A 13494-nucleotide genomic window follows, 5' to 3' on the forward strand; every position below is an offset into this window, starting at 1 on the left:
TCGGAGCATCTGCTAAAGTTTTCTCTACATCTTTCTATGTTCCCCTTAGTACGCCTACTCTAGTGTACATTTTCAAAGAATTTACTCCATTCACCGGCATGATTTGAACACCTTTATTTCCATTTTTTTTGAGAAATGACTTTGCTTTTTCTGCAGTTACCTTTTCATCATCAATGTAGTAATTGATGTGATCACCAGCGTTTTCAATATAATCTAAAGGACTCGCTGGCGGCGGCGGTGGCGGGATTTGCCCAGCCTTAACATCATTCCCTTTTCCTAAATACGGCCACGGTTCATTATTGGCTTGTTGCACTTCATTCATGGAGTAATACAACATTTGCATGCGTAAAGTTTTATCTTTTAAAACTATGAGTTGGTTATCTAACTTCATTTTTTGTTGATGCAAAATTGCAAGCTGGTTGTATTCTTTTATATCTTCTGTAGAGATTTCTGCAATAACTTCAATAATTTCGACTATTTCTGCTATTCTAACTTCATAACCTTGGCTTTCAAAGTCTTGAAGCTCTCCAGCCTCGTTAAAGATATCGATTTGATCTCCTTTGATTTGATAAAAATGCGGTTTTCCATTAATAGTAATACTCAAATCAGGATCATTGGGGTCAACCACAATTAATTTTTGATTTGTATCATTTGAATCGTCTTCTATGATAATGATTTCTTCTATTTCTATAAATTCGGTTTCTTCCTTTCCACAACTTATAACAAGTAAAGCGATAACAGGAATAAGCGCTAGACTTCTAAAGACCAGGCTGGTATTTGAGGTACGTGTTTTCATAATGGTAAATCTTTTTTTAATAATGGGAAAATTAAAGGTGTTGGCTAATGCTCGGTTTTGACTGTTGGACGAATAGGCGAGTAGTGTTTCTTGGTAGGTTTTGGTGTCTACACCGTTCGCTAGCACCGCTTGATCGGCTAGGAATTCGTGGTTGAGTTTGATGGAATATTTAATAAGGTACAGCAGCGGATTAAACCACATGAGAATCAATAGAACTTCAATAGCTAGAATATCCAAACTGTGCTTTTGATCCAGATGCGCTTTCTCGTGCTGCAATACAGAGTCTGGAATGGCGCCAGATTTAAAATCGGTTATTGAGGCATAAATTCTAGTGAGAAACGAGTGCGGGACTTCGATTAATTTTCTTAATACTAACGTGTAGGCTTCATAACCACGGATCTCATCGGTAGATTTGATTCTCAGTGCATAGAGGTTTTTAATAAAGCGAAATGCCATGATTAAAACGCCTATCACATAAACTAACAGTAAAACGCTGCTCCAGTCGAATTCAAAACCAGTGGTGGCGGTAGTAGTTTCCATAACTTCCAATTCTGGAAAAACCAAAGGCGTAGATTGTGGCAACGGAATGGTAACCGTCCGAACCACTAAAAACGGAATCACTGCAGAAATCACCAAAGAACCCAGTAAGTAGAATCGTTTGAAACGATGCCAACTCACATTTTCCAAAAGCAACTTATACACCAGCCATAAGCTGAATAGACAAATTGAGAAGTTGAGGATGAAGTGTTGCATTTCACTAATTATATTAGGTTCATTTTTTTAATTACTGCTTTCTTAAAAGCCCAGTCGATTGTCAGCAGCTAATTAAAGCCCTTCGCCATAGAAGTACGTGCTGCGCACACCGTTTTTTTCCTTAGGATAAACAGCTATGTTTTTCCAGTCTGCCGGCTTTAGTTTTGCGAGGTTGTCCAGTTGTGCTGGTGTCGCTATTTTATCGTTGATGTAAATCTTTAAAGTACCGTCGGTAATCTGTTTAGCTTGAGTTGGACTGTTCGCTGGGGCTGGTGGCGGTGGTGGTGGCATTTTGCTCCATCTAGCCTGATTCATTTTTATTTTAATGGCTCGTTTACCATTTTCATCACGCCCTATTTCTACGCCGCTTTGTCCAAAAACTTCAATGTTTTTTATAGCTTCAGTTTCAGTTATTTTTTTTCCGTCCTTGTAATATACTAGGTTGGTTTTATTTTTTTCGATAAACTCAAGTAGTGTAGAGGGCTCTGATGAAATCAATGTTATCGGTACCTCTATTATCGTTTCCTCAATTATGTCGACTTCCTCGACTTTATAACCTTCTTTCTGATAATTCCATTCTTGATTTTTATCATCGAAAAATTGAATGCTGCCATCAGCTTTACGTTTAAACGAATATTTGGTTCCATCATAAAGTGTAGCAGATCCTTGTTTTTCTCCTCGTTTAATCACGATTATTTTAGGGTCTAAACGCTTAACAATTGCCGGCTCTTCAACAATTTCCATAACTTCTGGTTCAACTACAATTTCTTCTTGTCCGCAGCTAATGACTAGTACGGCAAGAACTGGAAGAACGGCGATCGTTCTCAATAATAAACTGGTATTTGAGGTACGTGTTTTCATAATGGTAAATCTTTTTTTGATGATGGGAAAATTAAAGGTGTTGGCGAGTACTCTGTTTTGACTGTTGGACGAATAGGCGAGTAGTGTTTCTTGATAGGTTTTGGTATCGATTCCATTTGATAACACCGCTTGATCTGCCAGAAATTCGTGGTTGAGTTTGATGGAATATTTAATGAGGTACAGCAACGGATTAAACCACATGAGAATCAATAGAACTTCAATAGCTAGAATATCCAAACTGTGCTTTTGATCCAGATGCGCTTTCTCGTGCTGCAATACAGAGTCTGGAATAGCTCCAGATTTAAAATCGGTTATTGAGGCATAAATTCTAGTGAGAAACGAGTGCGGGACTTCGATTAATTTTCTTAATACCAACGTGTAGGCTTCATAACCACGGATCTCATCGGTAGATTTGATTCTCAGTGCATAGAGGTTTTTAATAAAGCGAAATGCCATGATTAAAACGCCTATCACATAAACTAACAGTAAAACGCTGCTCCATTCGAATTCAAAACCAGTGGTGGCGGTAGTAGTTTCCATAACTTCCAATTCTGGAAAAACCAAAGGCGTAGTTTGTGGTAACGGAATGGTCACGGTGCGAACCACTAAAAACGGAATCACTGCAGAAATCACCAAGGAACCCAGTAAATAGAACCTCTTGAAATAATGCCAACTTACATTTTCCAAAAGCAACTTATACACCAGCCATAAGCTGAACAAGCAAACCGAACTATTGATTAAAAAATGTTCCATGGCTATTGGTCTTTAATTTGGTCGTCGATGATCTTTTTGAGTTCCTTCAACTCTTTTTGCGTTAGTTGGGTTTCTTTGGTAAAGAAAGAAGCAAACTGGGAAGCGCTATCGTTAAAGAAATTCTTGATCAGCCCGTTGACGTGTTTAGAAAAATAAGCGCTTTTTTCTACCAACGCGTAATATTGACGACTGTTCCCAAGAAGATTGTATCCTACAAAGCCTTTATCGGTCATGCGCTTTAAAAGTGTCGCAATAGTAGTGGTAGCCGGTTTTGGTTCTGGGTAAGCCTCTAGAAGGTCCTTCATAAAAGCCTTTTCTTGTTTCCACAAGTGACTCATCAGTTCTTCTTCAGTTTTTGAAAGCTTCATGTTTATGTTATTAGAATTAACTCTACAAATGTAGAACAATATTTTAATTCTACAAGTGTAGAGGTGTTTTAATTTGCCCGAAGTGGTATTCTGGGTAAACTATATGGAAGCAAAAAACACGAATAAATAAGATAAACAATCATGAATCCAAAAACAGTGGTAGAGCTTGTAAAATCGACAAACTGATTAAAAAGCATAAATTAAAGATAAAAAGAGTACTCAAAACACGTAATAATTAACAAATGATAAATAGATATATATTTACTTAAATAATAATGTTATTTTTGTCTCTAATAACTTGATAATAATAAATATTTATGAAATCCTTAGTTACCTTCTTTTTGTTGTTCATGACATTAGTAGCAACATCTCAAGTCGGAATCAATACAGACACTCCTGATCCCAGTTCTATTTTAGAGATTTATTCTGAAACTCAAGGTCTTTTAACACCTAGAATGACCAGCGCACAAAGGATCGCCATAGCAAGTCCAGCGACTGGCCTTATGGTTTTTGACATCGATTTAAATTCCTTTCAATTTTATGATGGCTCGGACTGGACCTATCTAGGCGACATTCCTTACAGAGAAAACTACAAGCTAGTTAAAGATATATCTGATCTGTCAGAAGAACTCACTGCCGGCGGAGGAACTTCGTACCTGCTAAATACAGATTATTTATATGAAATAAGCGGAACCATCACTTTTGACTTTCCTATCAATCTGAACGGTGCCTATATAGAAGGAGTAGATTCTTCAGGGGACATCCTTGTACATGGCTTCACTGGCGGCAGCCTTTTTGAAGGTGCTGGCGGCGGGGGTTTGCGTAATCTTACTTTAAGCGGCAATGCGAATCAATTGTTTGATATAACAGGAACAGCTGCTGACTTGTTGCTGATTAATAACACCATCTTCGCTAGCGCTAGTAAGGTAGGTACGATGAGTGGTTTAGGGACTGTTTTTTTGAGTGTTACACAGTATCTCGGTAATGATGACGGACTAAGTGTTAGTAACATCAACAGTTTTTTTGTGAGCAATATTTTTTGGCCAAGTTCCAACACAGGTACTTTCCTAGAACTGTCAGGAACCTTTCAAAACCTTCAAATGAACGGTGGTCGTGTAGAAGCAGATACTGGTGAAATAGGGATTGATGTAAGTTCAAATCCTAGTATTGTGAATGATGCTACCTTGGCCCAACTCAGTTTTGTAGGGAATGGGACAGCAGTGGAAAGCTACACTACGGAATCGTATACAGGATTTAACTTCACTAATGACTGGAACGTCAACTGCTCTGGAATCCCGACTGAGAGCGATCAAGTCGCTGCAGCAAATTTCTACTTTAATGGAGATTTGACAAGTGGTTTCGGGCAGACCATTTCAAATGGTACAGCCGTGCAGGTCAAGAGCTCTGCTGATTTTGTCACATCAGGCCTTTTTAGGTTTGCCGCAGCAGATAACAACAATGATTTGATCTATGATGGTAACAAAATACGAAATATACAGGTCAATGTATCACTCAGTATAAGAGTGACTAGCGCAGCAAATGATTTTTATGCATTTGCTATAGCAAAAAATGGAGTCATTGCAACTGAAACGAATTCCATAGTCATTATTGCAGATGATAATCAAATTCAAAACGTAGCTCTAAATGGTGTCCTTACTGTTTCTCCAGGTGATCGTATAGAAGTTTTTACAAGACGTCTTACGGGAAGCGGTAGTGATTCACTAATCGTGTTTTCAGAAAACTTAAGTGTAAGATAATATTATTGATTTCGCTTTCGCGAAAGCGAACACAAAAAAATCCCACTCATAACGAATGGGATTTTTGTCTTAATGCGATCTCAGAGCATACGAACTCAAGATTCAAAAACTATTTACTCATCTCGGTAAAGTGCTTATAAAAATGCGGAATAGTTTCAATTCCTTTTAAGTAATTCCATATTCCGAAATGCTCGTTAGGCGAGTGAATAGCGTCGCTGTCCAGTCCAAATCCCATAAGAATGGACTTTGAATTCAATTCTTTTTCAAATAAAGCAACGATAGGAATGGATCCTCCGCTACGTTGAGGAATAGGTGTTTTCCCAAATGTATCTTCATATGCTGCACTTGCGGCACGATATCCCAAGGAGTCTATAGGCGTTACATAAGCCGTTCCACCATGATGAGGTTTTACCTTTACAGTAACACTTGCTGGCGCAATGCTTTCAAAGTGTTTTTGGAACAACTCGGTAATTTCATGCCAATTTTGATCAGGAACAAGACGCATAGATATTTTTGCAAAGGCTTTACTGGCGATAACGGTCTTGGCGCCTTCCCCGGTGTATCCGCCCCAAATTCCGTTGACGTCTAGTGTAGGTCGTATGCTATTGCGTTCATTAGTGGTATAACCCTTCTCGCCATGTTCTTCTGCGATGTCTAAAGCCTTGTTGTAGGCTTCTTGAGAGAATGGCGCTTTAGCCATTTCGGCACGTTCTTCTTTGCTCAGTTCTTCTACTTTATCATAGAATCCTGGAATGGTAATGTGATGGTTCTCATCATGTAATTGAGCAATCATATCACATAAGACATTGATAGGATTTGCTACTGCTCCACCATAGAGTCCCGAGTGCAAGTCGCGATTAGGTCCAGTAACTTCAACCTCCACATAACTCAAACCACGCAGTCCGGTAGTGACGCTAGGAACGTCTTTAGCGATCATACCCGTGTCAGAAATCAAGATCACATCGTTAGCTAGTTTTTCTCTGTTTCGTTCTAAAAACCATCCTAGTGACTCGCTACCTACTTCTTCTTCACCTTCGATCATGAATTTTACGTTACAAGGCAGCTTCTTATTTGCTGTCATGTATTCCATGGCCTTTACGTGCATGTACATTTGCCCTTTGTCATCACAAGCACCACGAGCATAAATGGCTCCGTCTGGATGCAGTTCTGTTTTTTTAATGACCGGTTCAAATGGCGGGCTGTCCCATAAATTAATAGGGTCTGGTGGTTGTACATCATAATGACCATAAACCAGTACCGTAGGCAGTTTGGGATCGATCATTTTTTCTCCATAAACGATGGGGTAACCCGGTGTTTCACAAATTTCTACGTGATCACAGCCTGCTTTTTTTAGGGATTCTTTAATTACTTCACTTGCTCTAATCACATCGTTTTTATAAGCGACATCAGCACTTATAGATGGAATTTTAAGTAAGTCTATGAGTTCATTTATAAATCGATCTTTGTGTTGATCAACATAAGGTTTGGTATTCATTTGAAATGTATTTGAGGTAAAGATAAGAAAGGGGTAATTTTTATATGATAAAGAATTTGTAATATGTGAAAAGTATGTATATTTGCCGTCCCAAATAGGGGTATCAGTATGCGGATGTGATGGAACTGGTAGACATGCTAGACTTAGGATCTAGTGCCGCAAGGTGTGCAGGTTCGATTCCTGTCATCCGCACTTAGTAAAGAGCTTAACAAACTGAAAAACAGTGAGTTGAGCTCTTTTTTTGTGCAATTATGCCGAATTTCTGCCGAAAAATTACTGGTTTAGGTTGTGCTTATTTGAACCTAGTTTGATCTGTTTGAAGGAATAAGTAGCCTTTTTTACCTACCTTTAATTATTTATACTTACAATTTTCAATGGCATTATTCCAAACCTCCGTACTTAAATCCCACTTAGCTCGATTAGACCAGACCGCTGTTGACAAGGCGTATAAAAAATACCAAGCCTACTTCTGGAATACCACCATTCAGGAAAATATCAAAACGGCCAAAGAGGAACAGTACCAGGCCACCTTCTTGCACGAGCTGTTTGTAAATATCTTGGGCTATACCCTATACCCTATTCCCCAATCCAGATTCTAACCTGACCACAGAATTTAAGAACGAGAAAAATGCGCGCAAGGCAGATGCTGCCATCACTACAACAAGGGGTTCAAACCCCTTGACATCTACTACCACTACAACAAAGGGTTTAAATCCCTTGACACCTACCGTAATGGCAGTGATAGAACTCAAGGGAACGAATACGAGAGATCTGGAGAGCATCCGGCGCCAGGCATTTGATTACAAGGCCAACCAAAAAGGCTGCGTTTATGTGATTACCTCCAACTTTGAAAAGCTGCGGTTTTATATCAATGATGCAACAGAATTTGAAGAATTTGATCTGTTTACGCTTTCGCGAAAGCGGTTTGACCTGCTATATCTGTGCCTGCATTTAGATAAGGTGCTCAACAATGTACCGCTTAAAATTAAGGAGGCGTCCATTGCTGAAGAGGAGCAGATTACCAAAGCATTTTATAAGGATTACTCGGTTTTCAAACGCGAACTCTACCGGGATCTGGTAAAGAATAATGTTAAAACGGTAAAGGCTAAACTGAGCGGTGGCGGTGATGCAGACGATCAGGAAGATAGAGATCGTCTGGAAAAGAACGTGCGGTTAACGCTGTTTAAAAAATCGCAGAAACTGATTGACCGTTTCCTATTTATCTTCTTTGCAGAGGATAGAATGTTGCTGCCATCCAACTCTACACTACAGATTTTGAACAAGTGGAAGGACGATTGGGATTTTGGCGATGAGCGCTCATTGTACCAGCTGTTCCAACAATACTTTACGTTCTTAGATCAAGGACGAAAGGGAACCGAGAAGCGTGCGGAAATCTATGCCTACAACGGTGGATTGTTCAAGCCTGATGCTATTCTGGATGCATTGGAAATTGATAACGACTTGCTTTACAAATACACACTCAAATTATCCAACTATGACTTTGAAAGCCAGGTGGATGTCAACATTCTAGGACACATTTTTGAAAACTCCCTTAACGAGATCGAAAGTGTCAATGCAGAGATTGAAGGCGGCGAGTTTGACAAACAGACCAGCAAACGCAAGAAAGACGGCGTTTTCTACACCCCTAAATACATCACTAAATACATTGTTGAAAATACTCTAGGCAAACTCTGCGAGGAAAAGAAAGCAGCACTGGGCTTTGATGAGGAGCAATATTTTAAGGGTCGTAAGAATAGGAACAAAGACACCATTGTAAACCTGGTCGCCATACTGGACGATTACCGCGAGTGGCTGTTGCAGATTACCATTTGCGATCCTGCCTGTGGTTCTGGTGCTTTTTTAAATCAGGCGCTGGACTTTTTGATCAAGGAACACACCTACATTGTCGAGCTCAAGACGAAGATCCTGGGCGGCGGTTTACAGTTTCCAGACATCGAGAATACCATTCTAGAAAACAACATTTATGGTGTGGATCTCAATGAGGAAAGTGTGGAGATTGCAAAACTATCCCTATGGCTACGTACCGCACAACCGCGCCGCAAGCTCAATGATTTAAGCAGCAATATCAAATGCGGGAACAGCCTGATCGACGATAAAAAGGTAGCGGGTGATAAAGCCTTTAAGTGGGAAACCGCTTTCGCGAAAGTGTTTCAGGAGAAAAATAAGAAAGCCTACCACATCACAACTGCTATTCACGACAGCCGCACATCAGATAGGATGCGCAAGTATAAGGTTCGGGAAAAAAGAGAAGCAGGTACGAACCCATACCCTAATGTCATCTACTTTACCCCAACCGAGGATCAACTCATCACAGAAACCATTGCCGAGGTTGTACATGAAAACCAGCTCCATTTGTTGGCTTATAATATATGTGGAGATCATATACATCTATTGTTAGTTTGCGAACTAGAGGAAATACCCTCTATTATGCAAAAGATAAAAGGCCGCACTTCATACAAGCACGGGCAATATAATAAAGGAACAGAGGATCAAACGGAAGTAACAACACACGACAAGGGGCTTAAGCCCCTTGACAAAGAAACCGTAGAGGAAAAACAACACCAGAACACCCATAAAAAACCCCTCTGGACGCAAAAATACAGCGCCCCAAAAGAAATCACGACGGAGGAACAATTGCAAAACACGATCAAATATATCAAGGGCAATCGCAAAAAGCACGAACTGCCCCCACACGATAGGGATCTACAAAACGCTATTGATAACATGTGCTGCGGTGTGAACGATGCGTTTAAAACAGAATATTCTGGAGGATTTGATGTTGTGATTGGGAATCCGCCTTACCTACTATGTCAGTAATCTAACACCAAAGAGGATTTATTGAAAATTTATATGGAGTTTGAGGTTGCAAGTTATAAGGTTGATCTCTATCATCTCTTTTTTGAAAGGTTGATACATCTTCTCAAAACTGATGGGATTTTGGGGTTCATCACTCCTAACACTTATTTGACCAATCTATATATCGAGCCATTGAGAAAATTTATTTTGGATAAATCTTCGATATATAAATTAATCCGACATGACGAATCGGTTTTTCCTGATGCAAGCGTTGATACTGCAACCATAATCTTACGATTGAATCATGAAACAAATTTGGCCGAAATAAATAGAACACTAGATCATCAGGTCGTGTTTTCGCACCAAATAAATACGCAGGATTGGAGAACAAACACCAACCTAATTTTCAATACTTCAAGCGAAAAGATGTTAGAGTTAAAAGGCACAATTCCATTATCGGATTGTTTTGAATCCTATTTTGGAATACAAGCCTACGACAAGAAAACATCTACATCTGAAATCAAAACCAGCAACCATTACAAACCAATAGTAAATGGGAAAGATTTTAATAAAAACACACAAGCAATTCATGAGTATTGGTACGATTACCAACCTCAAACCATTAAATCTGGAGGAGACTGGAATGTGTGTAATCAACCAAGAGTTTTAATAAGACAGATTGGATCAGTTCCCATTGCCGGATATTGCGAGGAAGGTATATTAGCATCAAACACTATTTATAATTTATATCCAAAAAAGCATATTGATCAAAAGAGCGTTTTACAATTAATGACAATCATCAATTCTAAGTTGATAGCATACCTATGGAAAACGAACTATTCTGACGAGAAGAAAACATTTCCAAAGATTAAAGGTTATCAACTGAAATCTCTGCCTCTACCGAAATCTTTTGGATCTAATGATTCTAACCTAACAGATTTATCAAAAAAGGTATTGCGCCTTAATAATTCACTTTTAAGATTAGTAGGCGATTTGGCTTCTTATATAAAAGCTGTTTTGAAAGGGGAGACCAGTTCAAAACTACAATCCTGGCACGAACTCACGTTCGCCGATTTCCTAAAGGAGCTCACCAAAGCCATAAAAGCGACCAATAAAGTCCGCATCAAAGAAGGCCATTCCCCCATACCAGAATTAACCAAAAAAGACGAGTTTGAATGGATGGAACTCTTTGAACCTAAAAAACAAGAAGCCCAGAAACTACAAGCACAAATTAAAGCTACTGAAAAAGAAATCGACCAGATGGTTTATGAGTTGTATGGGTTGAGTGAGGAGGAGATTTTAATAGTTGAGGGGAGTTAGATAAAAATAAGTAAATGTCAGAAAACACAGTTTATCATTACACGTCATTAGAAACGCTTTATAATATAATCAATGAGGCTAGTGAAACACATTTAACATTGAGAGCTACGCACGTTGATTTTTTAAATGATTTCACAGAACATACCATAGCGGTAGACTTATTAAAAAAAGCATTAATTAAATATGATACTGGTCTTAATGGTCGAAGATCAAAAGACCTTGCCACTATGCTAAATGATAAGCGAATGTCATTTTTTAGGATAAGTGAATTTGATGAAATGTATCTGCATATTATATCCTTTTCAGAACATGGTGACAGTCTGCCAATGTGGAACACTTATTCAAACAAATCCAATGGTGTGGCATTAGGTTTTGATAAAGTTAAATTAAAAAAGTTTGCGTTATCAAAAGGATATAAGTTAGAAAGCTGTGTTTACGATGCTAAAATCTATGAAGATTATTTGTCTCAAAATATCCAAAAAATCCACGCCAGTATCAATGTTAGTTCATACAGTATAGGTTTTACAAGCGATCTTGAATTAAGCGTACTTAAAGAACACTATAAGTATCTTCCGATCTTAAAGGATAAAAGTTATAAGTATGAAGAAGAGCGTAGATTGATCATACCGGTCAAAATTAAAGAAAAGGATACCCTAAAATTCCATACAACTGATACCTTGTTAAAACCTTACAGGGAGATTTTAATTCCTTTCGAGTATCTAACTGAAATTGTTTTGGGGCCGTGTTTATCGTCAGAGAAACTATCTACTGCTCTCGCTCTATTTTTAGGTCAAAAGAAAAAAAAATTAAGTCGTGAGAAGAATCCAGAAAAGATTTACTTAAGAAAGAGTGAGTGTCCTTATCGCAATATCTAAAGTAAAATTGAATACCGACCTGATGGTTTATGAATCGTATGGGGTGACGGAGAAGGAGATTTAAGCAGTGTATAATAGTTAATTTTCGAGACAGTAAAATATGAAAGCAAACGAACTACCCATCAGTAATTTTTTAACAATCACCTAATGTGCAATTTGTGATTCCTGTGTATCAGCGTAATTATAATTGGACAAATAGCGAGTGTAAAGAGTTACTCAACGATGTAATTGCCGTTGAAAAACACGATAGAGGTACGCACTTCATTGGTAGCATTGTTTTTATTCATGAAGGAACTTATAGTACCAGCGAAGTTAAGAACGCTTTAGGACTACTTCGATCAAATGGCACTTTGAAATATTTTATGATCAGAGTTTCTTCAATGTTCATGGCGTAAAACCGTTGGTTCCTTATTTCATTTTCCATCAATTCCTCTTTTGTCAAGATTTATAAAATCCCGTGAATTAGTTTAGTAGAAAAAGCTTCTCCTAGTAGATCTTTTTTCCTTACCTTAAGTGATATAGGTATTCTTACTATTTTTAGGTAGAGTTGTGTAACAGAAACAACGTTTAATTAATTTCTTATCTGAAAATTCCTTACAAATTTTCAGGTAACCCAACGATCACCCGAATACTGAAATCAAATCGCTATGAACGACAAAAAAGAAGATAGGTTACAAAAGGCCCGCGATAGCTGGAGCAATAGAGGTAGTAAAAGACCACCTTTTGCTATCGAGCCAGAGGAAGGTCAGCGTTCTGTTTGGGACTTTCCGCGTCCGCCTGTCATTGAAAAGGTGACTGAAAGGGTACTTGTAAAATACCTAAGCAAAACAATTGTAGATACCCAGAATGCACTAGCAGTATTAGAGACAGCAAGCCCGCCTACCTATTATATCCCACGGGAGGATGTAGAGATGGATTTGCTTGCTCAAATACCCGGTAAAAGCTCATTTTGCGAGTGGAAGGGTAACGCAATGTACTGGGGATTAAAGGAGGATATGAATCGACCTATCGCTTGGTCCTATGCAAATCCGTTACAAGAATTTGAAGAGTTAAAAGACTACTTGGCTTTCTACCCACAACATCTGGAATGTTTTGTAGATGGAATTCGAGTAAAATCGCAACAAGGGGAGTTTTATGCGGGCTGGATCACACCAGACTTAACTGGACCTTTTAAAGGGGACAGCGGGACAGGCCACTGGTAATTGATTCTTAAAAAAAAAATGAACACACTTTAAACCTCAATGTATTAACTATCATTATTGTGAAAATTAATGAGTCTATAGGTATAGAGTTTCCCCTACTTCGACTCTAGATATAAATAGAAATATACCGATAAAAACACGTACGAGTGTTATGGCTGCTATTTGTTCTACTTTTTTCACACTCACAAATTTCGTTTGAATACTAATAACTATTTTTTTATCTGTCACTTATTTAGCCTTCTTGATTAGTTAAATGGGGTGCTCATATGCCTAAGTCTAGAACTGTGTGATGTTGTAAATCAAAGCGGACTCCAGGTATAACTTTAATTTAGCCATCAACTAAAAGCAAACAAACCTGCAAAAACGACTAATGAATTGTTGTTGCAAAGTTGTTGTGCTACTGTTGTTGTTGTAGGCGTTGCAATTGTTGTAGATGTGCTACAAAACAACTAAAAACCATCAACAAAAGCCTTTTCAAAGACAAAATGCCGTCCTTG

The 13494-nt window shown here is 38.4% G+C and carries 8 protein-coding genes, 1 tRNA gene and 2 pseudogenes; 7 read left to right on the forward strand and 4 right to left on the reverse strand.

The window, feature by feature from the left end; genetic code table 11:
• Positions 1-34 precede the first annotated feature (34 nt).
• The 3 genes from F0365_RS07125 to F0365_RS07135 form a co-directional block, all read right to left on the reverse strand.
• On the reverse strand, positions 35-1549 hold the full coding sequence (locus tag F0365_RS07125; protein WP_169933071.1) for a M56 family metallopeptidase: 1515 nt from the start codon (positions 1547-1549) through the stop codon (positions 35-37).
• Between the two features lie 72 nt (positions 1550-1621).
• Complete coding sequence (locus F0365_RS07130) at positions 1622-3163, reverse strand: M56 family metallopeptidase (protein WP_169933072.1); 1542 nt, start codon at positions 3161-3163, stop codon at positions 1622-1624.
• A gap of 2 nt (positions 3164-3165) precedes the next feature.
• Positions 3166-3531, reverse strand: a complete 366-nt coding sequence (locus tag F0365_RS07135) for a BlaI/MecI/CopY family transcriptional regulator (RefSeq protein ID WP_169933073.1) — start codon at positions 3529-3531, stop codon at positions 3166-3168.
• Positions 3532-3848: 317 nt separating this feature from the next.
• On the opposite strand from F0365_RS07135, the gene F0365_RS07140 reads away from it, so the two are divergent.
• On the forward strand, positions 3849-5288 hold the full coding sequence (locus F0365_RS07140) for a cell wall anchor protein (RefSeq protein WP_169933074.1): 1440 nt from the start codon (positions 3849-3851) through the stop codon (positions 5286-5288).
• A 109-nt stretch (positions 5289-5397) separates the two neighbouring features.
• Here F0365_RS07140 and F0365_RS07145 read toward each other — a convergent pair whose 3' ends face one another.
• Positions 5398-6783: a dipeptidase gene (locus tag F0365_RS07145; RefSeq protein ID WP_169933075.1), complete on the reverse strand. Its 1386-nt coding sequence runs from the start codon at positions 6781-6783 to the stop codon at positions 5398-5400.
• Positions 6784-6893: 110 nt separating this feature from the next.
• Here F0365_RS07145 and F0365_RS07150 point away from each other — a divergent pair.
• From F0365_RS07150 to F0365_RS07180, 6 genes and pseudogenes are all read left to right on the forward strand, one after another.
• A tRNA-Leu gene (locus tag F0365_RS07150) sits at positions 6894-6975 on the forward strand.
• Positions 6976-7157: 182 nt separating this feature from the next.
• Positions 7158-8958, forward strand: a pseudogene (locus F0365_RS16540) (Eco57I restriction-modification methylase domain-containing protein); the annotation flags it as partial.
• A 63-nt stretch (positions 8959-9021) separates the two neighbouring features.
• Positions 9022-10920: pseudogene (locus tag F0365_RS07165) on the forward strand (Eco57I restriction-modification methylase domain-containing protein).
• A gap of 14 nt (positions 10921-10934) precedes the next feature.
• Positions 10935-11795, forward strand: coding sequence for a DUF2971 domain-containing protein (locus F0365_RS07170; protein ID WP_169933077.1), 861 nt, complete (start codon positions 10935-10937; stop codon positions 11793-11795).
• 158 nt (positions 11796-11953) lie between these two features.
• Entirely contained in the window at positions 11954-12190 is a 237-nt protein-coding gene (locus tag F0365_RS07175) for a DUF262 domain-containing protein (protein WP_240961938.1), read from the forward strand.
• Between the two features lie 252 nt (positions 12191-12442).
• Positions 12443-12997, forward strand: coding sequence for a DUF427 domain-containing protein (locus tag F0365_RS07180; protein ID WP_169933078.1), 555 nt, complete (start codon positions 12443-12445; stop codon positions 12995-12997).
• Positions 12998-13494 lie beyond the last annotated feature (497 nt).

Origin of the sequence: Nonlabens sp. Ci31 (genome assembly GCF_012974865.1) — a bacterium.
Taxonomy (GTDB): Bacteria; Bacteroidota; Bacteroidia; order Flavobacteriales; family Flavobacteriaceae; genus Nonlabens.

Bases quoted from the DNA above. Each gene is read 5' to 3' on its own strand.
- F0365_RS07125 (WP_169933071.1), bottom strand. From the start codon at position 1,549: ATGCAACACTTCATCCTCAACTTCTCAATTTGTCTATTCAGCTTATGG.
- F0365_RS07145 (WP_169933075.1), bottom strand. From the start codon at position 6,783: ATGAATACCAAACCTTATGTTGATCAACACAAAGATCGATTTATAAAT.
- F0365_RS07135 (WP_169933073.1), bottom strand. From the start codon at position 3,531: ATGAAGCTTTCAAAAACTGAAGAAGAACTGATGAGTCACTTGTGGAAA.
- F0365_RS07180 (WP_169933078.1), top strand. From the start codon at position 12,443: ATGAACGACAAAAAAGAAGATAGGTTACAAAAGGCCCGCGATAGCTGG.
- F0365_RS07140 (WP_169933074.1), top strand. From the start codon at position 3,849: ATGAAATCCTTAGTTACCTTCTTTTTGTTGTTCATGACATTAGTAGCA.
- F0365_RS07130 (WP_169933072.1), bottom strand. From the start codon at position 3,163: ATGGAACATTTTTTAATCAATAGTTCGGTTTGCTTGTTCAGCTTATGG.
- F0365_RS07170 (WP_169933077.1), top strand. From the start codon at position 10,935: ATGTCAGAAAACACAGTTTATCATTACACGTCATTAGAAACGCTTTAT.